Origin of the sequence: Streptosporangium sp. CA-135522, from assembly GCF_050949235.1 — a bacterium.
In the GTDB taxonomy this organism is placed as follows: Bacteria; Actinomycetota; Actinomycetes; order Streptosporangiales; family Streptosporangiaceae; genus Streptosporangium.
The window spans coordinates 1-25,520 of the sequence record NZ_CP192026.1; the positions used below are offsets into that span (position 1 = coordinate 1).

Annotated in this window: 24 protein-coding genes and 1 tRNA gene; 12 read left to right on the forward strand and 13 right to left on the reverse strand. The window is 68.5% G+C overall.

Annotated elements, in window-relative coordinates; translation table 11 throughout:
- Positions 1-9: 9 nt before the first annotated feature.
- From dnaA to ACQPYK_RS00050, 10 genes are all read left to right on the forward strand, one after another.
- Positions 10-1,746, forward strand: coding sequence for a chromosomal replication initiator protein DnaA (gene dnaA, locus ACQPYK_RS00005; protein WP_433259128.1), 1,737 nt, complete (start codon positions 10-12; stop codon positions 1,744-1,746).
- Positions 1,747-2,318: 572 nt separating this feature from the next.
- A complete protein-coding gene (gene dnaN / locus ACQPYK_RS00010; RefSeq protein WP_433248153.1) occupies positions 2,319-3,458 on the forward strand; it encodes a DNA polymerase III subunit beta in 1,140 nt (379 codons plus the stop codon).
- A gap of 146 nt (positions 3,459-3,604) precedes the next feature.
- Complete coding sequence (locus ACQPYK_RS00015) at positions 3,605-4,342, forward strand: 3-keto-5-aminohexanoate cleavage protein (protein ID WP_433248156.1); 738 nt, start codon at positions 3,605-3,607, stop codon at positions 4,340-4,342.
- 32 nt (positions 4,343-4,374) lie between these two features.
- Positions 4,375-5,316 (forward strand): phosphogluconate dehydrogenase (NAD(+)-dependent, decarboxylating), encoded by a 942-nt coding sequence (gene gnd, locus ACQPYK_RS00020; protein WP_433248159.1) that lies wholly within the window; start codon positions 4,375-4,377, stop codon positions 5,314-5,316.
- Between the two features lie 204 nt (positions 5,317-5,520).
- Positions 5,521-6,693, forward strand: a complete 1,173-nt coding sequence (gene recF, locus ACQPYK_RS00025) for a DNA replication/repair protein RecF (protein ID WP_433248162.1) — start codon at positions 5,521-5,523, stop codon at positions 6,691-6,693.
- Positions 6,683-7,318, forward strand: a complete 636-nt coding sequence (locus ACQPYK_RS00030) for a DUF721 domain-containing protein (protein WP_433248165.1) — start codon at positions 6,683-6,685, stop codon at positions 7,316-7,318. Before recF ends, ACQPYK_RS00030 begins: the two co-directional genes overlap by 11 nt.
- Positions 7,319-7,614: 296 nt before the next feature.
- Positions 7,615-9,558 (forward strand): DNA topoisomerase (ATP-hydrolyzing) subunit B, encoded by a 1,944-nt coding sequence (gyrB, locus tag ACQPYK_RS00035; RefSeq protein ID WP_433248168.1) that lies wholly within the window; start codon positions 7,615-7,617, stop codon positions 9,556-9,558.
- Between the two features lie 48 nt (positions 9,559-9,606).
- Positions 9,607-12,099: a DNA gyrase subunit A gene (gyrA, locus tag ACQPYK_RS00040; RefSeq protein WP_433248171.1), complete on the forward strand. Its 2,493-nt coding sequence runs from the start codon at positions 9,607-9,609 to the stop codon at positions 12,097-12,099.
- A 60-nt stretch (positions 12,100-12,159) separates the two neighbouring features.
- On the forward strand, positions 12,160-12,822 hold the full coding sequence (locus ACQPYK_RS00045; protein WP_433248174.1) for a DUF3566 domain-containing protein: 663 nt from the start codon (positions 12,160-12,162) through the stop codon (positions 12,820-12,822).
- A gap of 138 nt (positions 12,823-12,960) precedes the next feature.
- A tRNA-Ile gene (locus tag ACQPYK_RS00050) sits at positions 12,961-13,034 on the forward strand.
- Positions 13,035-13,240: 206 nt separating this feature from the next.
- On the opposite strand, the gene ACQPYK_RS00055 is transcribed toward ACQPYK_RS00050, so the two are convergent.
- Complete coding sequence (locus tag ACQPYK_RS00055; protein ID WP_433248177.1) at positions 13,241-13,618, reverse strand: winged helix-turn-helix transcriptional regulator; 378 nt, start codon at positions 13,616-13,618, stop codon at positions 13,241-13,243.
- 83 nt (positions 13,619-13,701) lie between these two features.
- Here ACQPYK_RS00055 and ACQPYK_RS00060 point away from each other — a divergent pair, with 83 nt between their 5' ends.
- Together ACQPYK_RS00060 and ACQPYK_RS00065 are read left to right on the forward strand one after the other, a co-directional pair.
- A complete protein-coding gene (locus ACQPYK_RS00060) occupies positions 13,702-14,358 on the forward strand; it encodes a nitroreductase family protein (RefSeq protein ID WP_433248180.1) in 657 nt (218 codons plus the stop codon).
- Between the two features lie 76 nt (positions 14,359-14,434).
- Positions 14,435-14,653 (forward strand): hypothetical protein, encoded by a 219-nt coding sequence (locus tag ACQPYK_RS00065; RefSeq protein WP_433259152.1) that lies wholly within the window; start codon positions 14,435-14,437, stop codon positions 14,651-14,653.
- 131 nt (positions 14,654-14,784) lie between these two features.
- On the opposite strand, the gene ACQPYK_RS00070 is transcribed toward ACQPYK_RS00065, so the two are convergent.
- The 12 genes from ACQPYK_RS00070 to ACQPYK_RS00125 all read right to left on the reverse strand — a co-directional run bounded on the left by ACQPYK_RS00070 (position 14,785) and on the right by ACQPYK_RS00125 (position 25,449).
- On the reverse strand, positions 14,785-15,633 hold the full coding sequence (locus tag ACQPYK_RS00070; protein WP_433248183.1) for an alpha/beta fold hydrolase: 849 nt from the start codon (positions 15,631-15,633) through the stop codon (positions 14,785-14,787).
- A 17-nt stretch (positions 15,634-15,650) separates the two neighbouring features.
- Entirely contained in the window at positions 15,651-16,262 is a 612-nt protein-coding gene (locus tag ACQPYK_RS00075) for a cysteine hydrolase family protein (RefSeq protein ID WP_433248186.1), read from the reverse strand.
- Positions 16,259-17,335 carry an amidohydrolase family protein gene (locus tag ACQPYK_RS00080; RefSeq protein WP_433248189.1) on the reverse strand — a complete coding sequence of 359 codons (1,077 nt, stop codon included), beginning with the start codon at positions 17,333-17,335 and terminating at the stop codon, positions 16,259-16,261. Before ACQPYK_RS00080 ends, ACQPYK_RS00075 begins: the two co-directional genes overlap by 4 nt.
- Positions 17,328-17,657 carry an extradiol ring-cleavage dioxygenase gene (locus ACQPYK_RS00085; protein ID WP_433248192.1) on the reverse strand — a complete coding sequence of 110 codons (330 nt, stop codon included), beginning with the start codon at positions 17,655-17,657 and terminating at the stop codon, positions 17,328-17,330. Before ACQPYK_RS00085 ends, ACQPYK_RS00080 begins: the two co-directional genes overlap by 8 nt.
- Positions 17,657-18,535, reverse strand: a complete 879-nt coding sequence (locus tag ACQPYK_RS00090; RefSeq protein ID WP_433248195.1) for a hypothetical protein — start codon at positions 18,533-18,535, stop codon at positions 17,657-17,659. Before ACQPYK_RS00090 ends, ACQPYK_RS00085 begins: the two co-directional genes overlap by 1 nt.
- Before the next feature lie 12 nt (positions 18,536-18,547).
- Positions 18,548-19,345, reverse strand: a complete 798-nt coding sequence (locus tag ACQPYK_RS00095) for a creatininase family protein (RefSeq protein ID WP_433248198.1) — start codon at positions 19,343-19,345, stop codon at positions 18,548-18,550.
- A 5-nt stretch (positions 19,346-19,350) separates the two neighbouring features.
- Positions 19,351-20,595 carry an ABC transporter substrate-binding protein gene (locus ACQPYK_RS00100; RefSeq protein WP_433248201.1) on the reverse strand — a complete coding sequence of 415 codons (1,245 nt, stop codon included), beginning with the start codon at positions 20,593-20,595 and terminating at the stop codon, positions 19,351-19,353.
- Between the two features lie 161 nt (positions 20,596-20,756).
- Positions 20,757-21,803 carry a branched-chain amino acid ABC transporter permease gene (locus ACQPYK_RS00105; RefSeq protein ID WP_433248204.1) on the reverse strand — a complete coding sequence of 349 codons (1,047 nt, stop codon included), beginning with the start codon at positions 21,801-21,803 and terminating at the stop codon, positions 20,757-20,759.
- Positions 21,800-22,678, reverse strand: a complete 879-nt coding sequence (locus ACQPYK_RS00110) for a branched-chain amino acid ABC transporter permease (protein ID WP_433248207.1) — start codon at positions 22,676-22,678, stop codon at positions 21,800-21,802. Before ACQPYK_RS00110 ends, ACQPYK_RS00105 begins: the two co-directional genes overlap by 4 nt.
- Before the next feature lie 11 nt (positions 22,679-22,689).
- Positions 22,690-23,400, reverse strand: a complete 711-nt coding sequence (locus ACQPYK_RS00115; RefSeq protein ID WP_433248210.1) for an ABC transporter ATP-binding protein — start codon at positions 23,398-23,400, stop codon at positions 22,690-22,692.
- On the reverse strand, positions 23,400-24,194 hold the full coding sequence (locus tag ACQPYK_RS00120) for an ABC transporter ATP-binding protein (RefSeq protein WP_433248213.1): 795 nt from the start codon (positions 24,192-24,194) through the stop codon (positions 23,400-23,402). The genes ACQPYK_RS00115 and ACQPYK_RS00120 overlap by 1 nt, the downstream gene beginning before the upstream one ends.
- A 565-nt stretch (positions 24,195-24,759) precedes the next feature.
- A complete protein-coding gene (locus tag ACQPYK_RS00125; protein WP_433248216.1) occupies positions 24,760-25,449 on the reverse strand; it encodes a FadR/GntR family transcriptional regulator in 690 nt (229 codons plus the stop codon).
- Positions 25,450-25,520: the final 71 nt, after the last annotated feature.

Here is a 25,520-nt window from a genome sequence, read left to right on the forward strand (position 1 = left end):
GTGGATGGCATGGACCTCGGCGCGGTGTGGGCGCGGGCGCTGGAGAACTCCCTCAACGAGAGCGTTCCGTCCCAGCAGCGCGTCTGGCTCAGCATGACCCGGCCCTTCGGCCTCATGAACGACACCGTGGTGCTCGCGGCTCCTACCGATTTCGCCAGAGACGTCCTGGAGAACAAGCTTCGTCCGCTGATCAGTCACGCGCTGTCCCAGGAGTTCGGCCGCCCGATGCGGGTCGCGGTCATGGTCGACCCCAGCGCGGCGGGCTCCGAGCCCGGCGTCGCCTCTCGCCCGGAGTCTTATCCCCAGGCGCCGCCGCAGGGTTATCCCCAGGGCGGCGGGCCGCAGCAGGGTTATGCACAGCCGGTGACTTCCCAGCACCACAGCGTTTCCGGCCCGCAGCACCCCTACCAGGGCCCCGGCTCCGCGGCTCCGCCGTCCACCGAATATCCACAGCGTCAACCACAGGGACAGCCGTACTCCTACTCCTACCAGCACATGGAGGAGCCGGCCCAGCCGTACCTGCCGGCCGAGTCCTCTCCCGCTCCGCCACCGGCCGAGCAGGGCGGCGGATACGGCCGCGGCGGATACACCCCGCAGCCTCCCGCCTCACGCCCCGAGCAGGACACCTTCGAGCGGCCCGCGCCGAGCCCGGCCTCCGGCCCGGTGCACAACAGGTGGGACGGCCGCGGCGGACGCCCGCAGGGGGAGCCGGCCCGGCTGAACCCGAAGTACACCTTCGAGACCTTCGTCATCGGCTCCAGCAACCGCTTCGCCCACGCGGCCGCGGTCGCGGTGGCCGAGGCTCCGGCCAAGGCCTACAACCCGCTGTTCATCTACGGTGACTCCGGTCTGGGGAAAACCCACCTGCTGCACGCGATCGGCCACTACGCGCAGAGCCTCTACGACGGCGCCCGGGTGAGATACGTGAGCTCGGAGGAGTTCACCAACGACTTCATCAACTCCATCCGCGACCACAAGGCCGACGGCTTCCGCAGCCGCTACCGGGCGGTCGACATCCTGCTCGTGGACGACATCCAGTTCCTGGAGGGCAAGGAGCAGACCCAGGAGGAGTTCTTCCACACTTTCAACACCCTGCACAACGCCAACAAGCAGATCGTCATCTCCAGCGACCGGGCGCCCAAGCAGCTCGTCACCCTGGAGGACCGGCTGCGCAACCGGTTCGAGTGGGGGCTGATCACCGACGTGCAGCCGCCCGAACTCGAGACCCGCATCGCGATCCTGCGCAAGAAGGCGATCCAGGAGGGCCTGGCCGCGCCGCCCGAGGTGCTGGAATACATCGCCAGCCGCATCTCCACCAACATCCGCGAGCTGGAGGGTGCCCTGATCCGGGTCACCGCGTTCGCCAGCCTCAACCGGCAGTCGGTGGACCTGCAGCTCACCGAGGTCGTGCTCAAGGACCTGATCACCGAGGACGCCGGCTCCGAGATAACGGTCGCCACGATCATGGCCTCCACCGCCGCCTACTTCGGCCTGTCGATCGACGACCTGTGCGGCGGCTCACGCTCGCGTGTCCTGGTCACCGCCCGGCAGATCGCCATGTATCTGTGCCGGGAGCTCACCGACATGTCACTGCCCAAGATCGGGCAGCAGTTCGGCGGCCGCGACCACACCACGGTCATGCACGCCGACCGGAAGATCCGCTCGCTCATGGCCGAGCGTCGGTCGATCTACAACCAGGTCAACGAACTGACCACCAGGATCAAGCAGCAGTCGCGCAATGGGTGAGATTCGCCCTGGCGTGATGCACAGGCTGTGGAAAACCTTGTGGATCACCGGTGGGCACGTGCCGGACGGACGCGATCGGCGCGTTCGGCCGTGATCATCGGCGAATCGGGGGGTCACGGACGCCTTCGGCGCCTGGGGACGAATCTGGGGAGAACCTGGGGAGAACCTGGGGAGAACTCGTGGACAACCTGGGGACGCCCTGTGAAGAGAGTTTTCCCCAAGGACAAAACGGCTTCCTACCCCGTGGAGAACCTGGGGAAACCTCGTGGATAACCGGTGGACGAACACCCCAAGATCTGGGGATGGCCTGTGTGCACAGCTTGGTTCTCCCCAGCCCCACGAGTTCTCCACATGGTCCACCCACACCCCCAGTGGATGAAAAAACTATAGTTGACCTGCGGAAACGACCATCTTCCACAGTTTCCACCGCCCCTAATGCGATGACCCCTTGTATCTCTAACTAGAAACTCAAGACCCATAGAGGGGTTCCGGGGAGCGCAGGTGCGGGACAGTGAACACTCGAACCCAAGGCACCGAGCGAAGAGCGCTCGGCACACAGGAGGCAGATCCACGTGATGTTCCGGATCGAGCGAGACGTTCTCGCTGAGGCGGTCGCATGGACGGCGCGCAGCCTTCCGGCGCGTCCTTCCGTGCCGGTGCTGGCCGGCATGCGCCTCGAGGTCACGGAGAAGGGGCAGCTCAAGCTCTCCGGCTTCGACTACGAGGTGTCCGCCGAGGTGACCCTCGAACCGCAGACCGGGGAGGCGGGCGTGGTGCTCGTCTCGGGCAGGCTCCTCGCCGAGATCACCAGGGCGCTTCCCGCGCAGCCGGTGGACTTCGTCGTGGAGGGCGCCAAGGCGGTCGTCACCTGTGGCAGCGCCCGGTTCACACTTCTCACCATGCCTGTGGAGGACTACCCCTCCCTGCCGACGATGCCGCCGGCCGCCGGCCGGGTGGGCAGCGACGTGTTCGCCTCCGCCGTCGGCCAGGTCGCCGTCGCCGCCGGCAAGGACGACACCCTGCCGATGCTGACCGGCGTGCGCATGGAGATCGAGGGCGACACCGTCACCCTCGCCGCCACCGACCGCTACCGCCTCGCCGTACGAGAGCTGAAGTGGCAGCCCGGCCAGCCCGACTTCTCGGCGATCGCCATGATCCCCGGCAAGACCCTCGCCGACGCCGCCAAGGCGCTGGGAAGCACCGGCGCCGAGGTCGAGATCGCGATGAGCTCGGTCGGCGGCACCGGCGAGGGCATGATCGGTTTCTCCAGCGCAGGCCGCCGCACCACCACCCGGCTGCTCGACCCGGAGTTCCCCAAGTACCGCTCGCTGCTGCCGACCGAGTTCTCCGCCCGCGCGGACCTGTCCACGAGCGCGTTCGTCGAGGCCGTCAAGCGCGTCGCCCTGGTCGCCGAGCGCAACACCCCGGTCCGGCTGGCCTTCCGCGGCGGCGAGGTCGTCCTGGAGGCGGGCAGCGGCGACGAGGCCCAGGCGGTCGAGGTGCTTCCCGTCGACTTCGACGGTGACGACATCAACATCGCCTTCAACCACCAGTTCCTGCTGGAGGGGCTCGGCGCGATCGACTCCGACGTGGCCCGCCTGCAGATGACCACCTCCACCAAGCCCGCCATCCTCACCGGTGGAAAGCCTGTGGACGACGAGGGCGTCCCCGACTACCGCTACCTGATCATGCCCATTCGCCTGTCCAGCTGACGCCGGTCCGAGGCCGGCCCCGAACCGGCGCGAAAGCCGGCACGACCCCGGCGCGAACCGTGTCCCCGTCGCGGAGGAGGATCTCCCGCAGAGCCGGCCCGCGCCCGTGGGCCGGCGTGTGGACGCGAAGGAACACGGGGGCGTCGATGGCCACGACGATGATCAAGGCGTGTCTCAACGGGAACAGGAAGGCCGGAGCGCACCCCGCCCTTCCCCTGACCCCCCTGGAGCTCGCTGAGGAGGCCCGTGAGGCCCGTGAGGCGGGTGCGGCGGCCGTGCACATGCATCCGCGTGACGAGGCGGGCAGCGAGACGCTCAGCGCCGTCCACATCGGTGCGGCCGTGCGCGCGGTACGGCGGGCGTGTCCCGGGCTTCCCGTCGGGGTGAGCACAGGGCTGTGGATAACGGACTGGGACGCGCAGGCGCGGAGCGAGGCCGTACGCGGCTGGAGCGCGCTCGCCCCGCAGGACCGGCCGGACTTCGCGTCCGTGAACCTCTCCGAGTCCGGCTTCTCCGACCTGTGGCATGATCTTCGGCGGCTCGGCGTGGGTGTCGAGGCCGGAGTCTGGTCCACCGCCGACGCCGACGCGCTCGCGGCGACCGGCCTGGAGTGCGTGCGGGTGCTCGTCGAGATAATCGGCGGCTCGGCGGACACCGCCGTGTCGCGCGCGCACGCCGTGCTCGCCCGCCTCGACGAGCTCGCCGTGCCCGGCCCGAGGCTGCTCCACGGTGAGGGAGAACCGGCCTGGATACTTGTGGACGAGGCGGGGCAGCTGGCTCTGGCCACGCGCATCGGCCTGGAGGACGTCCTCCACGGCCCGGAGGGCGATCCCGTCGACGGAAACGCCGATCTGGTACGGCTTGCGCTGGCACGCCGGGTGTAGGTGGATGATGGAACCCTGAAGGGGGTGCTCGTATGCAGATCGGCATGGTCGGGCTGGGCAAGATGGGCGGCAACATGGCCGAGCGGCTGCGCCGCGGCGGCCACGACGTCGTCGGTTACGACCGCGATCCCGCGGTCAGTGACGTCTCGAGCCTGAAGGACCTGGTGGACCGGCTCCAGGCGCCGCGCGCGGTCTGGGTCATGGTGCCGGCGGGGGCGCCGACGCAGGCGACGATCGAAGAGCTCGGTGACCTGCTGTCGGCCGGTGACATCGTCATCGACGGCGGCAACTCGCACTATCTGGACGACCAGAAGCACGCCGCCGAGCTCGGCGCCAAGGAGATCGGCTTCGTCGACTGCGGCGTCAGCGGCGGCGTCTGGGGTCTGCAGAACGGCTACGCGCTGATGGTCGGCGGCTCCAAGCCCGACGTCGAGCGGCTGATGCCGATCTTCGGCACCCTCAGGCCCGAGGAGGGCGGCTTCGTCCACGCGGGCGAGGTCGGCGCCGGCCACTTCGCGAAGATGGTCCACAACGGCATCGAGTACGGCATGATGCAGGCCTTCGCCGAGGGCTGGGAGCTGCTGGAGGCCTCCGACGTCGTCACCGACGTGCCCGGGGCCTTCAAGAGCTGGCGGCACGGCACGGTCATCCGCTCGTGGCTGCTGGACCTGCTGGTTCGCGCGCTCGACGAGGACCCGGCCCTGGCCGAGCTCAAGGGTTACGCACAGGACTCGGGCGAGGGCCGGTGGACGGTGCAGGCGGCGGTCGACCACGCGGTGCCGCTGCCGGTCATCACCGCCGCGCTGTACGCCAGGTTCGCCTCCCGCCAGGACGACTCGCCGGCCATGAAGGTCGTCGCGGCCCTGCGCAACCAGTTCGGCGGGCACGCCGTCACCTCGAAGGAGGGCCAGATCGCCAAGGGCGCCGACGCCCCCGGCGCCGACGTCGCCCCGCCGGTGGAGGCCGACAGATAGACCGGCTAGACCGGCGCCCGTACGGCCCGCGCCCGCGCTTCCCCGCAGGGCGCGGGCCGTACGGAGAGCCCGGCCTCCGAAAGCGGCGCGGGCCGTTTTCCACAGGGCCCGTCCCCGGCGTGGGGGCCGCTCCCGGGACGGGGCGCGTGCCGCCGTGAGAGCGGGACGCACCGGCGGTGGGCGCGGCCGACTAATCTTCCTGGGGTGCATGTCGCCAACCTCTCCCTGACCGACTTCCGGTCCTACGACACCGCCGACCTCGGCCTGGAGCCCGGTGTCACGGCCTTCGTGGGACCCAACGGGCAGGGCAAGACCAACCTGGTCGAGGCGCTGGGTTACGTGGCGACGCAGTCGAGCCACCGGGTCGCCAACGACGGGCCGCTGGTGCGGCAGGGGGCGACCCGGGCGATCGTCAGGTCCGTGGTCGTGCGGGAGGACCGGCGGGCGCTGATCGAGCTGGAGATCAACCCCGGCAAGGCCAACCGGGCCAGGCTGAACCGTTCGCCGGTGTCTCGCCCCCGCGACGTCGTCGGGCTGCTGCGCACGGTCCTGTTCGCCCCCGAGGACCTGGCCATGGTCAAGGGCGACCCCTCCGAGCGGCGCCGCTACCTCGACGACCTGCTGGTGGCCAGGACCCCCCGGTTCGCCGGGGTCCGCGCCGACTACGACCGGGTGCTCAAGCAGCGCAGCGCCCTGCTGCGCACGGCGGCGCAGGCACGGCGGGGCAGCCGGAGCGGGCGACGGGCCGACAGCGACGCGGCGTTCGCCGCCGCCGGGGCCGGAGACCCGCTGAGCACCCTGGAGGTCTGGGACGCCCACCTGGCCAGGCACGGCGCTGAGCTGCTGGCGGCCCGGCTGGAGCTGGTCGAGGCGCTGCGGCCGCTGGTCGCCGCCTCCTACGCGGCCCTCGCCCCCGCCTCCGCGGCCGCCGGGCTGGAATATCGCGGCACCCTGCCCGCCGGTGAGGGGACCGATCGCGCCACCCTGGAGGAGCGGTTGCGGGCCGGTCTGCTGGAGGTGCGCGGCTCCGAGCTCGAACGCGGCGTCACCCTCGTCGGTCCGCACCGCGACGACCTGTTCCTCGGTCTCGGCGAGCTGCCCGCGCGCGGCTACGCCAGCCACGGCGAGTCGTGGTCGTTCGCGCTGGCGCTCCGGCTGGCCGCCTACGACCTGCTCAGAGCCGACGGCGGTGATCCGGTGCTGATCCTCGACGACGTCTTCGCCGAGCTGGACAACCAGCGCCGCCGCCGCCTGGCCGAGATCGTCGCCCCGGCCGAGCAGGTGCTCATCACCGCCGCGGTCGCCGACGACGTGCCCGCCGAACTGGTCGGGTCCCGGTTCGACGTCGCCGAGGGGAGCGTGACCCGTGTCCGATGAGAGACCTCCGAAGTCCGGTCCGGCGCCCGGGACGCCCCCGGCGGCCGGTGGGAGATCACCGGAGCCGGCGGCTTCGGCGTCCGGATCAGCGACGTCCGGATCTCTCGGGCCGGGATCTTCCGAAGCGGGATCGGCGAAGAGCGCGGCGGCCAAGGGAGCCGCTCTGGCGAGGGAGAAACTGGCCCAGGCCAAAGCGGACGCGGCCAGAAGGGGGCAGCTTCCCCGCCGCGAGCCCCGGCGCAGAGCGGCCGGGCCGCGCAGGGATTTCGGAGATCCCCAGCTTTTCGGCCGGGCCATAGCCGACCTGCTGGCCGACCGGGGCTGGGAGCAGCCCGTCGCCGTGGGAGGGGTGTTCGGCCGCTGGCACGAGATCGTCGGCCCCGACCTGGCCGCGCACACCACGCCGGAGACCTTCGCCGACGGCGAGGTCGTGGTGGTCGCCGACTCCACCGCCTGGGCGACCCAGGTGCGCCTGCTGGCGAGAACGCTGGTCAGGCGGCTGAACGAGGAGCTCGGGGACGGAACGGTGCAGCGGGTGAAGGTGCGCGGCCCGCAGAACGGCCCCCGTCCCAGCGGTGGTCTACGGGTCACCGGCAGCCGCGGCCCGGGCGACACCTACGGCTGATCGACCGCTCAAAAACGGATCAGCGGCCTTTCTGACGCGACGAGCCCTCTCCGCGTAGGGGGATCCTTGAGAGGATGGTCGACGCGCGACAGAGGCTTCTAGAGCCCGTCAATGCCACATCATGCGCGCTGAGCCGCTAGAATGAAACCGAATTCCGGACACGTCCGTTTGCGTGTCACCCCCGGCATGTGAGCCGACTCCCCTGGGTGAGCGCATCGGGGCATTCACGACGGTGACGGGCACGGCGGGGCTGAAATTCCCTCCCGCTGCGTGTCCGCGGCAGGAGGATTCCGCACTTGTCCTACGACGCTAGCTCAATCACCGTTCTCGAAGGGCTCGAGGCGGTCCGTAAGCGCCCGGGTATGTACATCGGCTCGACCGGAGAACGCGGTCTCCACCACCTCGTCTACGAGGTCGTGGACAACTCCGTCGATGAGGCCCTCGCCGGCCACGCCGACAGGATCGAGGTCACCCTGCTCGCCGACAACGGCGTGCGGGTCGTGGACAACGGTCGAGGCATCCCCGTCGGCATCGTCGAGGCGGAAGGCCGTCCGGCGGTCGAGGTCGTCCTCACCGTGCTGCACGCGGGCGGAAAGTTCGACAGCAAGTCCTACGCGGTCTCCGGCGGCCTGCACGGCGTGGGCGTCTCGGTGGTGAACGCCCTCTCCAGCAAGCTGGAGGTGGAGATCCGCCGTGACGGGCACCACTGGCGGCAGAGCTACGCCGAGACCCGGCCGACCCACCCCCTGGTCAAGGGGAAGCCGACCGAGGAGACCGGCACCTCGATCACGTTCTGGGCCGACGCGACGATCTTCGAGACCACGACGTGGAGCTTCGAGACGCTCTCGCGCCGCTTCCAGGAGATGGCCTTCCTCAACAAGGGCCTGACGATCTCCCTGCGGGACGAGCGGCCCGACCACGTCAACGGCGAGCCCAAAGAGGTGATTTACCACTACGAGGGCGGCCTGTCCGACTTCGTCACGCACCTCAACTCCAAGAAGGAGCCCGCCCACGTCTCGGTGATCGACTTCGAGGAGAGCGGCGAGGGGATCTCGGTCGAGATCGCCATGCAGTGGAACAACTCCTACAGCGAGTCGGTCTACACCTTCGCCAACACGATCAACACGGCCGAGGGCGGCACCCACGAGGAGGGCTTCCGGGCGGCGTTGACGTCGATCGTCAACCGCTACGCCCGCGAGCAGAAGTTCCTCAAGGAGGGCAAGGACGACAACCTGGCCGGTGAGGACATCCGCGAGGGCCTCACCGCGATCATCTCGGTGAAGCTGGCCGACCCGCAGTTCGAGGGCCAGACCAAGACCAAGCTGGGCAACACCGAGGCCAAGTCGTTCGTCCAGAAGGCCTGCAACGACCACCTGCGCGACTGGTTCGAACGCAACCCGGGCGAGGCCAAGGACATCATCAACAAGTCCCTGCAGGCCTCTCGCGCCCGTCTGGCCGCACGCCAGGCCCGTGACCTGACCAGGCGCAAGTCGCTGCTGGAGTCCGGGTCCGGCCTGCCCGGCAAGCTGGCCGACTGCCAGTGGAGCGATCCGGAGAAGTGCGAGCTGTTCATCGTCGAGGGCGACTCGGCGGGCGGCTCGGCCAAGGGCGGCCGCGACTCCAAGTTCCAGGCGATCCTGCCGATCCGAGGCAAGATCCTGAACGTGGAGAAGGCGCGCATCGACAAGGTGCTGCGAAACACCGAGGTCCAGGCGCTGATCACGGCCATGGGCACCGGCGTGCACGACGAGTTCGACATCGCCAAGCTCCGCTACCACAAGCTCATCCTGATGGCCGACGCCGACGTCGACGGCCAGCACATCAACACGCTGCTGCTGACGCTGCTGTTCCGCTTCATGCGGCCGCTGATCGAGGCCGGCCACGTCTACCTCTCCCAGCCGCCGCTCTACAAGATCAAGTGGGACCGCCGCGGCGAGGACGCCTCCTACGCCTACTCCGACCCCGAGCGCGACGCGATCATCGAGGACGGCATCGCCCGGGGCAAGCGCGACCCGCGCATGCACGACGGCATCCAGCGGTTCAAGGGTCTGGGCGAAATGAACGCCGGCCAGCTCTGGGAGACCACGATGAACCCCGAGACCCGGGTGCTGCGCCTGGTCACCCTCGACGACGCCGCCCAGGCCGACGACCTGTTCAGCGTTCTCATGGGCGAAGACGTCGAGGCGCGCCGCTCCTTCATCATCAGGAACGCGCGAGACGTCCGTTTCCTCGATGTGTAGCGGTAGCCGTACAGCCTCTTCTCCGACTCTGAAAAGGATCCATCACCCGTGACGGATGTGAACACTCCGCCCGCAGAGCGCATCGAGCCGGTCGACATCCAGTCGGAGATGCAGCGCAGCTACATGGACTACGCGATGTCCGTCATCGTGTCCCGCGCGCTGCCCGACGTCCGCGACGGACTCAAGCCGGTGCACCGCCGCGTGCTCTACGCCATGTACGACGGCGGCTACCGTCCCGACCGCGGTTACTTCAAGTGCTCCCGCGTCGTCGGCGACGTCATGGGCTCCTACCACCCGCACGGCGACTCGTCGATCTACGGCACCGTCGTACGGCTGGCCCAGCCCTGGGCGCTGCGCTACACGCTGGTCGACGGCCAGGGCAACTTCGGATCGCCGGGCAACGACATGCCGGCCGCCATGCGATACACCGAGTGCAAGCTCGCGCCGATCGCCATGGAGATGATCCGTGACATCGACAAGGACACCGTCGACTTCCAGCCCAACTACGACGGGCGTTCCCAGGAGCCGCTGGTCCTCCCGTCGCGATTCCCGAACCTGCTGGTCAACGGGTCGGCCGGAATCGCCGTCGGCATGGCCACGAACATCCCGCCGCACAACCTGCGCGAGGTGGCCGACGGTGTCAGGTGGGCCCTGCAGAACCCCGACGCCGGTGACGAGGAGCTCCTCGAGGCGCTGATCGCCCGGGTCAAGGGCCCCGACTTCCCGACCGGGGCGCTCATCGTCGGCCGCCGGGGCATCGACGACGCCTACCGGACCGGCCGCGGCTCGATCACCATGCGGGCGATCGTGGAGGTCGAGGAGGACGCCAAGGGCCGCCAGTGCCTGGTCGTCACCGAGCTTCCCTACCAGGTCAACCCGGACAACCTCGCGCTGTCGATCGCCGAGTCGGTGAAGGACGGCCGGATCACCGGCATCGCCGACGTCCGCGACGAGAGCTCCTCCCGGGTCGGCCAGCGCCTGGTGATCGTGCTCAAGCGCGACGCGGTCGCCAAGGTCGTGCTGAACAACCTCTACAAGCACACCCAGCTCCAGACCACCTTCGGCGCCAACATGCTGGCCCTGGTCGACGGCGTGCCGCGCACGCTCCGGCTCGACCAGTTCGTCCGCCACTACATCGACCACCAGATCGAGGTCGTGGTCCGCCGGACCCGCTACCTGCTGCGCAAGGCCGAGGAGCGGGCCCACATCCTGCGCGCGCTGCTCAAGGCGCTGGAGCGGATGGACGAGGTCATCGCCCTCATCCGGCGCTCGCCGTCGGCGTCCGCCGCGCAGGGCGGCCTGATGACGCTGCTGGAGATCGACGAGATCCAGGCGCAGGCCATCCTCGACATGCAGCTGCGCAAGCTGGCCGCCCTGGAGCGCCAGCAGATCACCGACGAGCACGACGCGCTGATGGTGCACATCGTCGACTACCAGGAGATCCTGGCCTCGCCCGAGCGGCAGCGGACGATCGTCTTCGACGAGCTCTCGGAGATCACCGCGAAGTACGGTGACGAGCGCAAGACGGAGATCATCGCCTATGAGGGCGACATGTCGATCGAAGACCTCCTCGCCGAGGAGGACATGGTCGTCACGATCACCCGCGGCGGTTACGCCAAGCGCACCAACACCGACCTGTACCGGGCGCAGAAGCGCGGCGGCAAGGGCGTGCGCGGCGCGCAGCTGCGGCAGGACGACATCGTCGACCACTTCTTCGTCACCACGACCCACCACTGGCTGCTGTTCTTCACCAACAAGGGCCGGGTCTACCGGGTCAAGGCCTACGAGCTGCCCGACTCCGGCCGCGACGCGCGCGGCCAGCACCTGGCGAACCTGCTGGCCATGCAGCCGGACGAGGTCGTCATGGAGGTGCTGGACCTGCGTGACTACGAGGTCGCGCCGTACCTCGTGCTGGCCACCCGCAGCGGTCTGGTGAAGAAGACGCGTCTGTCCGAATACGACTCGCCGCGTTCAGGTGGCCTGATCGCCATCAACCTGAGGGAAGATGATGAGGTGATCGCTGCCAGGCTGGTGTCTGAGGAGGACGACCTCCTCCTGGTCTCCCGCGGCGCTCAGTCCATCCGCTTCACGGCCTCCGACGAGGCCCTGCGCCCGATGGGCCGGGCGACCAGCGGCGTGATCGGCATGCGGTTCCTCGAAGGGGACGAGCTGCTGGCGATGAACCGCATCGCCGACGGCGAGGACGTGCTGATCGCGACCGAGGGCGGGTACGCCAAGCGCACTCCGGCCGATCAGTACCCGGTGCAGGGACGAGGCGGCAAGGGCGTCCTGACTGCCAAGATCGTCAGTGCTCGTGGCAAGCTGGTTGGTGCTGCCATGGTCAGTCCGGAGGACGAGGTTTTCGCGATCACGTCCGCCGGCGGGGTTATCCGGACCAGCGCAGGGGAGATTAAGCAGTCCGGTCGCCAGACCATGGGGGTACGTCTGATGAATCTCGCGGAGGGGGACAGCGTCGTGGCTCTCGCCCGCAATGCCGAGGCGTTGGACGCCGAGCAAAACGTGGAAGCGGAAGGGGAGTAGCCGGTGTCTGCTCAGGCCAGACCAGGGCCACGTTCGGCCTCCTCGTCGACACGCGATCAGGTGACAGAGAAGATGGACAAGGCCACCGAAGCGGATGCCGTCGAGGTGGTCGAGTCACCGGCTGACGGTAGCGCGCCCACGCCGGAGACCGATAAATCGGTAACCGACGAGGTCAAGGGCAGGCAGAACGTGACGGCGATCGAGGACGGCAAGCCAGGCGATTCCACGGTACGGATTCGCCCGCGTTCCACCGAGACCGACAGCTCCTCCTGGGCTCCGGGAGGCCTGTCGTCTCCCGGGCCCGAGGCGCCGGGCAAGAAGGCGGCGGACGGCTCCGCACCGAGGGCGCCACGCAAGGCTCACCTGGTGCTGCGCCGGATCGAGCCGTGGTCGGCCATGAAGTTCAGCTTCGTGGTGTCCCTGGTCTGCTTCGTCGTGCTGTTCGTCGCAGTTGCGGTGCTCTACATGGTGCTGTCCGGACTTGGGGTGTTCGACAACATCACGCAGATGGTGAACCAGCTGACGACGGCCGACGGCAAGACCACCAGCGGCCTGGACGTCGCCTCCTGGTTCGAGCCGGTCCGCATCCTCGGCTACACCGCACTGATCGGCGCGGTGAACGTGGTGCTGATCACGGCCCTGTCCACCCTCGGCTCAGTGATCTACAACATCGCCTCCGACCTGGTCGGCGGCGTGGAGGTCACCTTCAGCGAGGCCGAGTAGCCACCCGTCGCCATGTCCCCGATCCCCGGACCGGGGACATGGCGCAAGCGGGCGCCGGAACAGGGTAAGCTTTTCCCTGTTCGACCGAGCGGGTTCGCCTCCGGAAGCCGGATGCGATACCGTTCTTTCGCGTAATGCGGGGCTATAGCTCAGACGGTTAGAGCGCTTCCCTGATAAGGAAGAGGTCCCAGGTTCAAGTCCTGGTAGCCCCACACAGTTTGAGCAACTCAGAGGCCAGATCCGGAGATCACGGATCTGGCCTTTTGATCGTTTGTTAGCCGTTCGTTAGTGGGATCGTCCCTGAGCAGGTGACAGAGATCAGTCCACATCGACAGCAGGCGAACCGCTAGTGCTGTGACCGGGGAGGTTCGCCGGGTTCGGTAGGCGAGACGGGCGCGCGGTGCGGCCCGCTGCCAGGTCAGGGGTTGTGTCGGCTCCGGGCTTGTTCGATCTCGTTGATGTGGGTTTCCGTCCACTGCCGGAGCGCGGTGATGGGCTCGGCCAGGCTGCGGCCAAGGGAAGTGAGGTCGTAGTCGACCCGGGGCGGGATGGTGGGGTGGACGATGCGGGTGATGAACCCGTCGGCTTCGAGGCTGCGCAGGGTCTGGGTGAGCATCTTCTGCGAGACGCCCTCGATGCGTCGGCTCAGGTCGGTGTAGCGCATAGTGCCCGCGAGGAGGGCGTCCACGACGAGGACCGTCCACTTGCCTGCGATGTGGTCAAGCACCTGGCGGGTCGGGCACTTCGCCGAGAAGGCGTCGGCCGGCAGCCCGGAGGACTCCACGAAGGTCTCCATGAAAGGAGAGTAACGCACAAATTAGTACCCTCTTCCATATGGAGAGTCACTCTCCAATAGTGAGTGTCATGACGCCTCACACCATGTCTGTCGCCAAAGCCATCCGCACCCGCCGCACCGTCCGCCACTACCACCCCGATCCGATCCCCGCAGCCGCCCTCGACACACTCCTCGCTCTCGCCATCGAGGCACCCACCAGTTGGAACCTCCAGGACCGGTCCATCGTCGTCGTCACCAGCGACGAAGGTCGTGAGGCTCTGGCCTGGGCCACCGGCGGTCAGCCCCAGCCACAGGAAGCGCCGCTCATGCTGGTCTTCGTGGCCGAGCCAATGTCCTGGCGCGACGACCACAGCGACGTTTACGACCAGGCCCGCCGCAGTGGGGCGTGGAACGAGGAGTTCGTCACGATGTTCTCCGCAGCGTCACAGGCGTTCCAGACAGATCTCGAGGAGCGTGGCCTGCTGCGGGAGTACGCGGTCAAGGACGCGATGATCGCGGCCAGTTATGTGATGCTCGCCGCCACGGAGATGGGACTTGCCACCTCGCCGATGAATGGCTGGGACGAGACCAAGGTGAAGAAGGCGATCGGCATCGGCGATCGCGACGACCTGGCAATCGCGCTGCTCATGTCCGTCGGCTATCCGGCAGAGGAACGACGCCACCCCGGTCGTCGGGCCCAGGAACGCAACGTCTTCCACGAGTCCTACAGATCGCCCAGGAATGCCACTCGTGCTGAGTAGGCATCGGCCGGGCAATGCAGTGGATCAATGCAGTGGGTGATCTCGCCGAGGGTCCTCGCGCCGGTTGGATAGGGCGATGTATCCAACCGTGTGGGGAGGCATGGTGGCAGAGCCCGTCCGAGTACGCAGACTGACCGACCAAGAGGGGCAGCAACTGCAACGGATCGTGCGCCGGGGCAGCACCAGTACGGTGCGCTACCGGTGCGCGTTGCCGTTGTCGACGAAAACCCGCACCTTCGTCGCCGACCTGCTGCGCGCCCTGCTCGTCCTGACGAAACTCGAGTCCAGCCGATGACAAACGATCTCCGAGCATGACCACCGCCGCCGAGCAGAGCGCGCACCCCCTCACCCGATCACGCCAGACCCCGACCTGCGGATTCAGGATGGAACGATCTCAGCGGGCCACCCGCTGTCCGTGAGACCTGATCAGGCGGCGAGGAAGGGCTCGACGACGGCGAGGAAATCCGTAGTGCGCTCGATCATCGTCCAGTGTCCACAGCCGCCCAGGACGTGCAGCCGCGAATCGGGCAGGAGGTCCAGCAGGGCGGCGGACGAACTCCACGGGACGACCTTGTCGTCGCGACCGTGAACCAGCAGCACCGGCTGGTCGATCGCGTTGAGCTCCGCCCCGGTCAAAGCGAGGTCGTCGACCCAGCGCTGGCGCGGCGGCGGGAACATGGCCTGCCACGAGTCGCGGACGGCCGGCCGGATGCTCGCCTCGTACCGCATCTGGACCAGGTCGTCAGTGATGAGGTCGCGGTTGTGGGCGAACAGCCCGATGACGCGGCGCGACTCCTCGATGCTGGGCTCGTAGCGCCAGACTCCGTCGAGGCCGTCGGGCAGCGGCATCGCGACCCCCATGGAGCCCATGAGGACGATGCGGCGGGGCAGGGAGGGGCGCGCAGCCGCGAGCGAGAGGGCGATCGCACCGCCCATCGAGTTGCCGATGATGTCGATCCGGTCGATGCCGAGCTCGTCGAGCAGCGCCAGCGCGTGCCGGGTCCAGGACGCGCGGCCGTACGTGCGGGCCTCACCGGTGGCCGTGCCGCCGAACCCGAGCTGGTCCGGTGCGATGACCCGCCGCGATGCCGCGAAGGCGGGGATGATCGGCCGCCAGTTCGCCAGCGCGGTCACCCCCGGGCCGGACCCGTGCAGCAACAGCAGCGGCGGCGCCGAGCTGCCGGACGCGGGTTCGCCGGTGTCGATGACCGTTGTCGCGATCCCGTCGACCTCGACGGTCCGCGCGACCGATGCCAGGTCTGTGGTCACACTCATGTGTTCACTCCTTTGTGCTAATTGGTCAGACTGGCGTCGCGGAGGAGGGCCGTGCCCGCGTCGAGATCCACCACGTCGGCGAAGACGGTGCCCATCACCCGCAGGCTCCCGCGATGCAACTCCTCGAAGTAGCCGGCGACGGCATCGGCCACGACGACGACCTCCAGGTCGCGGAAAAAGGCGTCGCGTACGGTCGACTCGACGCAGAAATCGGTTCGTACGCCCACGACGACGATTCGCCCGACTCCCCGCTCCCGGAGCAGGTCCTCCAGAGGCGTCTCGAAGAACGCGCTGAAGCGCGGCTTGGTGGTCACGATGTCATCGCCGCGCGCATCGAGGCCGGACAGCAGCTCGCTGCCCCAGGTGCCGGCACGCAGACCGGCACGTCGCAGGAACGGGCTCCGCTCGCCCAGAAGCCCCACCTGGTCGTCGTCGGACCACTCCATGCGCACCCAGACAATCGGGCGCCCACCGGCGCGCGCCGCCGCCACCAGGGTGTTGACGCCGTCGACCAGCTCGGGCAGACGGTCGACCGTGAGGCCCGCGCGCGCGAAGACACCGTCGGGGTGGCAGTAGTCGTTCTGCATGTCGATGACGATCAACGCCACCCCGGTCGCTGGATCGGTCATCCGACGAGCCTCCTTGCCACCGGCCGGACATCGATCGGCAGCAGCTTCAGCACGTTGCCGCCCAGGATCGCCTCCGCGTCGCCCGGCGGCATGCCCAGCTCCGAGATCGTCTCAAGCGGCACCTCATCGGCGAGGTCGAACGGCATGTCGGTGCCGAGAAGCACGTGACCGGCGGTGACATCCTCGATCAGCCGGGACAGCGCCCTGTTGTCGAAGACGGCCGTGTCGTAGTACAGACCGGCGAGGTAGGCCGCCGGAAGCTCGGGCGTGGTACGCGCCGCCGGCTTGCGCCGCCACCCCAGGTTCAGCCGGCCGCCCACGCCGTGGACGCAACCGCCGCCGTGCGCCAGGCACAGGACCAGATCATGCCGGTCCAGGACACCACCCAGGATCAGTCGTGCGGTGGCCAGCGCGGTCTCCACCGGGTACCCGAGTAACTGCACCAGGTAGTACGACGCGAGCCGCTCGGCCGCCGACGCCCGGCTGGGGTGCAGCAGCGTGAAGCACCGGCGTGCCGACAGCTCCTCCCAGAGCTCCTCGTTCACCGGATCGTCGAGCTCGGCCCCGCCGCCGAAGGAGCCGACGGCCGCCCCGGCGAAGCCGAGCTGATCCAGGCAGCGCGCCAGTTCCCGTGCGGCGTCCGGGTGCCCGACCGGCACCGTGGCCAGGCCGAACAGGCGGTCGGGTGCGCCTGCCACGAACTGGGCGAGCGTGTCGTTCACCCGGCGTGTCACGTCGATGACCAGGTCGGGGTCCTCGCACATCGACCCGACCACGAACGGGGGCGCCGAGACGAGTTGCGCGTCGACCCCCGTCGCGTCCATGGCGGCCAGCCGGGATGCCACGTCGTACTGCTCTCGGGGCACGGGGATGCGGGACCACCCGGCCAGGCCGCTGAGCTGGGGGTCGAGGGCGATGGCGTGCTCGGCCAGCGACGACAGGTCGGCGCGGCCCTCTCGTGCCAGGTGCCGCAGCAGCGGCATGGGCATGGCATGCGCATGGACGTCGATCACCGGGGTGCGCGCTCGCGTCTCCCCGTCTTCGACGCCGATGCGCCAGGACGGCTCAACCACTCCGGTTCCCCATGTACTGCTCGTACTCGTCTCCGAGTAGTGATCGGATGAGCGCCATCGCCGGTGCGGACGTGCCGGCCTTCTCACCGGTGCCGAACAGCAGACGGGCGAGCTGGCTGAGCAGGTACGGGTGCAGCCCCAACTCGTACAGCCGGCGGAAGTCACGGGTGCGGATCGCCTCCCGCTCCTCCTCGGTGAGCGGGTACTCGGCCAGCACCGTCGCCTCGGATGCCTCGAAGCGGGTCCGCAGCTCGTCATTCCACTTCAGGTCTTGCACGAGATCGTTGGTCCGCAGTTGCGGCCGGAAGTGCTCCAGCGCCATCACTTCACCTCTGTCTTGTCGCTGGGCCGGGTCATGTCCCAGTGCACCGCGCCGACGCCGCAGCGCCACTCATCGAAGGCGACGTAGCCCAGCGACGTGCACGGCCGCTCGCCGATGGCCCCCATGACCACGATCCAGGACAGCAGCTCGGAGGTTCCGCCGGAACCGGCCTGCTCCATCCGGTCGAAGGTCGCCTCGGCCAGGACCTTCTCATGGTCGCCGGCCTCCAGCATGTTCATCCACCAGTGATCGAACTTCTCGTCGATCTCCAGGTAGCGGGGGCCGCCCGGCTCGTGGCTGAGTCCGCCCGACCCGAACAGACCGACTCGTAGATCACCCGGCAATCCCGTGCGGATCGCCTCACCGAGCGCCACGCCGAAGGCATAACACGCTCGCTCATCCGGTACGGGCGGAATGGTGCAGTTCTGCAGGACGGGAACGAGTCGTACTCCCGTCTCCGCCAGCCCCGTCTTGGTGACCGGCACTGAGATGTTGTCGTCGAAGCGCAGATTCTCCCGCGTGCCGGCGACGTTCACGCTCGTCGCGCCGCGCAGCCGGTCGAAGAGTGCGGAGGCGACATCGGGGGCACCGGGGATGTCGTAGTCGGGGACTCGCAACCACGGCTTGAACCATTCGTCCGGCCCGCGGTGGCGATCGGCGAGGCCGAAGGTGAAGTCGACGCCGGCACCGACCCGGTGGTTGGCGACGTGGTCGTTCCCGACGATCACGAGCACGTCGATCGCGGACGCCACGATGGCCTCCCGGATCGCGGTGTACGCCTGGTTCACGACACGCCGATCGTCCTCCGGCGCCATGTCGAACCATCCGGTCAGCCCCGGCGCGTGGCTGGCGGCGACGGCGAGAGATATCTCGGCCATGTTCCTCTCCGATCAGTTGTCCGCGGCCACGGCATCGGCCATGGCCTTGGCGTGGTGGTCGTAATAGCGCCATTCGTCGTAGGACGGGTGCGGGCTGCCGTGGTAGGCCAGGGGCGTCACCTTCGGCGCGTGCTCCTCGCCCCTGCGCCATTCCGCCAGTTCGCGCGCGGACAGGTTCGCCGGGGCCAGGTGCTCCTGCTCGTCCCAGTTGACGAGCTCGGGGAAGTACCGCCCGACCAGTGCCGTCTCGGTCTCTCCGCCGTGCGTCCTCAGCCCTCCGCGCCACCGTTCCGGCGGATCGTACAGCCGCCACATCGGCTCGTCACCGGTCTGCTCCAGGCGCGCGAGCGACGATCCGTCGTCGAGCCACTGGACGCCGGTGTGACCGTCGGCGTTCTTGCTCCGCACGACATCGGCCACCATCTGCTTGTGCCGGATGTCGCCCTGGTGGTTGACGAGGAAGACGCGGGTGAAGCCGGTGCCGAGGATGGTGTCGAGGATGTCGGACAGCAGCCCTTCCGCGATCTCGCGGCGCACCCGGAACGATCCTGGGAAGGCGCCCGTGACGAAGTTGATCCCCCAGTAGTACGGGGGCGCGATGAGGCTCTCCACACCACGTTCGGCGAGTCGCCGCCGGGTGAGCTTGCACAGCAGATACGAGCCGTACACGTCGGTGCCGAGCGGCAGGTGCGGACCGTGCGCCTCGATGACGCCCAGCGGCAGGAGCACCGGCGGTCTGCGCAGTGCGGCGGCCTCGAGCTCCTGCCCGGTCATCTCGGCCATGGTGTCCTCGAAGATCGAATAAGACATCGTGGTCACTCCGCCTTTTCCTCGACCGTCTGCCAGGACGTGCCGTCGAAGTGCTGGACGACCTGTCCGTGCACCGGGGGCGCGGTGGCGTCGGTGGCGTCGAGCGTGACGCCCGGCATGAGGACATCGACGGCCGGGGCGTGGGCCAGCGTGCGGACCGCGTCCATCAGGGCCTGCCGGGTCGGCGCCTTGGTCTGCTCCAGCGTGGCCACCAGCGTCTCGGCCTCGCCGTAGGAGATCTCGCCGTTCACCAGGTTGCCGAACGCCTTGGGATACTCCTTGATGCTCTCCAGGTACCCCTTGACGCCGGGGTCGTCCTGCCACTGCGGGTCGTCCGCGGCCTTGACGAAGGACGCGGTGTACAGGTCGTCGAGGCCGGTCAGCTTGCCCAGCTTGAGGATTCCACTGATGTCGGCGGTGTTGTTCACCATGTAGATCTCCGGCGACCAGCCGAGCGTGCCTGCGTGCTTGATGCCGCTGATCATGAGCGGTGGGATCACCACGCCCATGTACAGCACGTCGGCTTTGGTGCTCGCCAGGGCGGAGATCTGGCTGTCCACGGTCGAGTCGGTGCGGCCGTACGTGGCGATCTTCACGATCTCGACTTCGGAGCCCTTGATGCCGGCCTGCAGGCCCGTCAGATAGCCCTGCCCGAGATCATCGTTCTGTCTGAGCACGGCGACCGTCATCGGCTTGTTCCGCGCCGCCAGGTACTTGCCGTACGTCTCTCCTTCGGAGACGGGCGTCGGCCCCCACCCGACCGTCCACGGGTTCTTCGCGCGGTCGCTGAACTTCTCCGAGCCCGAGTGCACGTACAGGTGCGGGACCTTGTCGGCGTTCGCACGCGGCATGATCGCCAGGTTGGGCCCGGTGCCGAGCGGCTGGAACACCGCGAACACCGCGTCCTGGTGAACCAGGCGCTGGTAGTTCTGCACGCTCTTGGCGGGATCGTAGGCGTCGTCGTAGTACACGTACTTGATGGTGCGGGTCTTGCCGTCGCCCATCTTGACCCCGCCCTGCGCGTTGACGTGGGCGAAGTACGCCTGCGAAGCCGCCAATGTGGCCTCGCCCGCGCTCGCCAGCGGCCCGGACAGTGGCTGACTCGTGCCGATTGTGATGGTCGTGTCAGTGATGCCGGGATCGCTGGAGATGGTCGGCCCGGCCGTACCGGCGTCGCGACCGCAGGCCGCGAGCATGAGTAACCCTGCCGCGCCGACGGTCAGCGCCAGGTTTCGCGTGAACAGTGCCAACGAGATCACTCCGGAGGTGGAAGGAACCTTCGTACGCCAAGCCCGGAGGCCTTCGTCTCGTCGGGTTCGGGGGGATGGGAGCGTGAGCACATCGAGCATTGTAAAGATGCTTTCGATGTATTGAATATATCTTTTGAGGAGGGGCGCGGCAAGGTCTGCGATCAGGCGATCACGCGTTGCTCAGCAGGCGCCGCGGGGATCGATTCCACTGGACGGCGCGCCACGATCAGCCTGGACCAGGCGGCCCGCAGCGCTCCGCTGATCCCACCCGGCACCATGAGCAGCACGATCAGCAGAGCGACGCCGAAGAACAGCGCGGAGCGCCCAGGCGTGGCCCGATCCGTGATGTTCGGGACAAGAATGTAGAAGGCCGCTCCGATCACGCAGCCGAGCGGACTGCGCACGCCCCCGACGACGAGGGCGACGAGCATCGATATCGACAACGTGAGCGCCAGGGAGTCGACGCCGATGTAGCGGACCGCGATGAGGTACAGCCAACCCGCGACTCCCCCGTACGCCGAGGCGATCGCGAAGGCGAGGATCTTGTAGCGCTGTACGGGTATTCCCACCGACGAGGCGGCGATCTCACTGGTCCGGATCAGCGTCAGGGCCCGGCCCACCCGGCCGGCCAGCAGATTGCGCGCCAGCAGGAACATCGCGGCCCCGATGGCGAGCACGAGCAGGTACTGCCACTGGTCATCGGCCAATCCGCTCCAGCTCGGCGCCGAGATCGTGCTCACCGCCAGCCCGATGGCGCCTCCGGTCAGTCCTTCCAGCCGGATGGCGAGCGGGACGGCGACGACGGGTAGGGCCAGCGTGATCACCCCGAAGGCGAATCCCCGCAGCCGCACGGCCGGAATGGCCACGATCACCCCGGCCACCGCGCACAGGATCGATGCGAGCAGGAAGCCGCCCACGACCGGCCAGCCGTGGGCGAAGCCGTAGGCGCCCACGTAGGCGCCGATGCCGAAGAACGCACTCTGCCCCAGAGTCACCTGACCCGCGTACCCGGTCAGCACGTCGATCCCGCGGATCGCCACGGCCAGCGCGATCACCAGCGTGAGCTGGAGGTTGGTGTAAGGCGAGGCGTTGAAGGGGATCGCGACGGCGGCGACGGCGACGGCGACGCCCGCGGCCCATCTGGTCGCCCGCCGATCGGCGAGGCTCCCCCGCCACGAGGGCCGGACGGCATTCGTCAAGCGGGTCATACCCGCATCACTTCCCTTCGCCCGAACAGGCCCTGCGGCCGGATCAGGAGTACGACCGCCATGATCACAAGCGGGACCGCGATCTGCAGGTCGGTTCCCACCAGAGGGATGTAGGTGCCGGCCAGGTTCTGCGCGATGCCGAGCGTCCAAGCGGCGACGATGGCGCCGATCGGGCTGTCGAGTCCTCCGAGGATCGCCGCCGCCACCGCGTAGGTCAGGACGTTGTCGAGCATGCCGGGCTGCAGCGAGATCTTCGGCGCGATCAGCACGCCGCCCAGACCGCCGACCGCCCCCGCCAGCGCCCAGCCCGTCATCAGCAGCACACCGATCGGCAGCCCGGATAACGCGCTCGACTGCGGATTGTCGGCGACGGCCCGCAGCGCCAGCCCCAGCCGCGTGCCCCGGAACAGGGCCTGCATGACGAGGATGACCGCGATCAACACGCCCACGATGCCGATGTCCTGCAAGGTGAAGTGGATCGCGCCGACACTGAGGTCGCGTTCCGGAAACAGCGAGGGGATCGTCTTCAGGTCCGCGCCCCAAAGCCAGATCACCACACCGTTGAACGTGGTCAGGAGGCCGACGGTGACGATGATCGTGGTGAGGTGGTCGCGCCCCTCGAAGCGGCGGATCAGCAATCGCTCGACACCGGCCCCGATGAGGATCGCGATGAGGATCGCCAGGACGACGGCCGGCACGATCGGAACGTCCGCCTGTGTCATCGCCCAGGCCAGATAGGTCGACAGCACGGCCATCTGCCCCTGGGCGAAGTTGATCATTCCCGTGGATCGATAGACCAGCACGAGAGCCAGTGCTAACGCACCGTAGATCGAACCAGTGGTCATCCCATCGATGACCTGCTGAAGTGCGTGCATCGGAAGGTACCTCACGTTCCGAGGTAGGCGCGGCGCACGTCGTCGCGGCCGGCGATCTCCGCCGCCGGCCCCGCTACCACGACGCGCCCGAATTCGAGCACGGACGCCCGATCGGCCAGGCCGAGGGCGAGGTTCGCGTTCTGCTCGACGACCAGCATGGACACGCCCCACTCGGCCCGGAAGCCGAGCAGCGCGTCGAAGACCCGGCGAGTGATCACGGGCGCGAGGCCGAGCGACGGCTCGTCGAGGACCAGCAACTTCGGACGGCTCATCAGAGCTCGGCAGATGGCCAGCATCTGCTGCTCGCCGCCAGACATGGTGCCGGCTGCCGCCTTGACGCGCTTGGTCAGCGCCGGGAACATGGCCAGGCACCGGTCGAGGTCGCCGCGTACCGCTGAGCGATCGCGCCGGAGCAGCGCGCCGACCATCATGTTGTCCCGGACGCTGAGGTTGGTCAGCGAACCGCGCCCCTGAGGGACGTGCGCCACCCCGAGGCGGGCGATCCGCTCGGTGCTCAGGCCTGTGATGTCGAGGCCGTCGAAGACGATCTCGCCCCGGCGGTGGATCATGCCGCACAGCGCCCGCAGCGTGGTCGTCTTGCCCGCGCCGTTCGCGCCGAGGAGCGCTGTCGTGCCACCCGTCTCGACCGTCAGCTCCACGCCGTGCAGCACTTCGGCCGCGCCGTATCCGGCGCGCAGGTCGCGGATCTCCAGCAGCGCCATCACGCGGCTCCCAGGTACGCCTCGACGACTGCCGGATCGAGCTGCACCTGTGCGGCGGTGCCCTCGGCGACCTTGACGCCCTCCACCAAAGCGACCACCTTGTCGGTGATCGCGGAGATCATGCCCATGTGATGCTCGACGAGGAGAACTGAGATGCCGTGGTCGTCCCGAATCCGGCGGATCACCGTGGCGAGGGCCATGACCTCCTCGTGCGTCAGACCGGAGGCGAGCTCGTCCAGCAACAGCAGCGTCGGCCCGGTGAGCAGCGCCCGCGCCAGCTCGACGCGCTTCTGCTCGCCGTAAGACAGCTCACCGGCTCTGAGGTTCGCCTGATGCCCGATCTCCAGATAGTCGAGCAGGTCCCGGGCGGCCCGGGTGGTCCGCCGCTCGTCCCGGATGGCCCACGGCAACCGCAGCGCGTACGACAGCGGACCCGAGCGGATGCCGCCGTGGCCGCCCACCAGGACGTTCTCCATGACGGTGGACGAGGGATCCAGGATCGGATGCTGGAAGGTGCGGGCCACACCATGGCGGGGCAGTTCGTGTGGCTTGCACCGGGTCACGTCCGTTCCCGCGACGCGGATCCACCCGGACGTCGCCGGATAGTAGCCGCAGACGCAGTTGAACAGGGACGTCTTTCCCGCGCCGTTCGGTCCGACCAGGCCGACGATCATGCGAGATTCGACGACCATGTCCACGGAGGTGAGCGCCCGGACTCCGCCGAGCAGTAGCGACAACTGGATGATCTCAAGGGTGGGCGGTGGGTCTCCGGACGGTGGATCGGGCTGAGGCACGCGATACCCATCTCTCTTCACAGGCGGCACTCGAAGGCGACACCTCCAATAGATCCATCGAATGTATCCTTTGAAAGAGGCGGCAACAAGGGACCAAAGCCCAATTTCGGTCATTTGGGGAGATTCGCCGATACTCCGCGTTGCCCTACGGCAGCACGGAGCCGACCCATGAGCCTGGCAAGCCGAGCCGCGGCGGCAGACCGACGTCGAGCGCCTCTCCGAGGGCGAGGTCCGGCTGCGGGCCGGGACTTGTACGCCGCACTGGACCGGCTTCAGCCCGCGGGCTGATCAGGGAGGACCGGGAGGAGATCGTCGGCGGGCGGTTGCGGCGCTGTTACCGGCTGACCGACGCGGGGCGCTGGGCGCGGTGCCGGTTTGCGGTGAAGCGCCTGGCCCACCTGCCGCTGCCACGTCTGTATGGTGATCGTCTGCTGCGGCTCATGGACGAGATCGATGGCGCATGTCCGGAACACCGAAAATTACATTTCGGGCTATCGCGACGACCCAGGTGGAGGGTCCACGCACGCACGCCGAGAACGGAGTCCCCTGGCCGGAAACGAGTGGATCAGCGGCTGGTCAGCCGCACGTGCCGCTCCCCGGCCCGCCGCGCGGCCTCGACGTCTCCGGCGCAGACCGCTTCCACGATGGCCATGTGCGTCTCCCTGGCCTCGGCGCCGCCGAAGTCGCCGTCGGGTACGACCGTGTTCACCTGGCTCTCGATGAAGTCGAGCAGGCTGAGGTAGAGGTGCCGGAGCACGAGGTTGGGGGTCACCTCGGCGAGTCTGCGATGCAAGGCCCAGTTGGCCGCGAGGTAGGTGTTCGGATCGTCCAGGCTGCGGAGCAGCTTCTGCAGCAGAGCGTTGAGCTCCGCGATGTCGCTGTCCGTACGATGCCGCGCGGCCTCCACCACGACCAATGGGTCAAGGTGGTCCCGCACGGCGAGGCAGTCGGCTACGGTGATCGGCTCGCTGTGCAGTTCCAGAACCTTGTGGCCGAGGCGCACGAACGCGGCCGGCTCACTGACGAAGATCCCACCTCCGTTGCCAGGCCGGGTCTCGACCAGCCCACGGGCCTCCAGCATGCGGACCGTCTCGCTCACTGTGGCGGCGGCGACCCCATATTTGACCCGCAGGTCCGCGCGCGTTCCCAGCCGGTCACCTTGCACCCACTCGCCGGACAGGATCCGGCCCTCGATCTCACGAACCAGCACCTCGGCCCGCGACACCTTGGGGGGCAGCGAAACGGCATCCGTCACGTGAACAATCCCCGATCTCTCGCGAACGACCCTCGGACCGGCCGACGGCCGGTGGTCCGCTGGCAAGCACA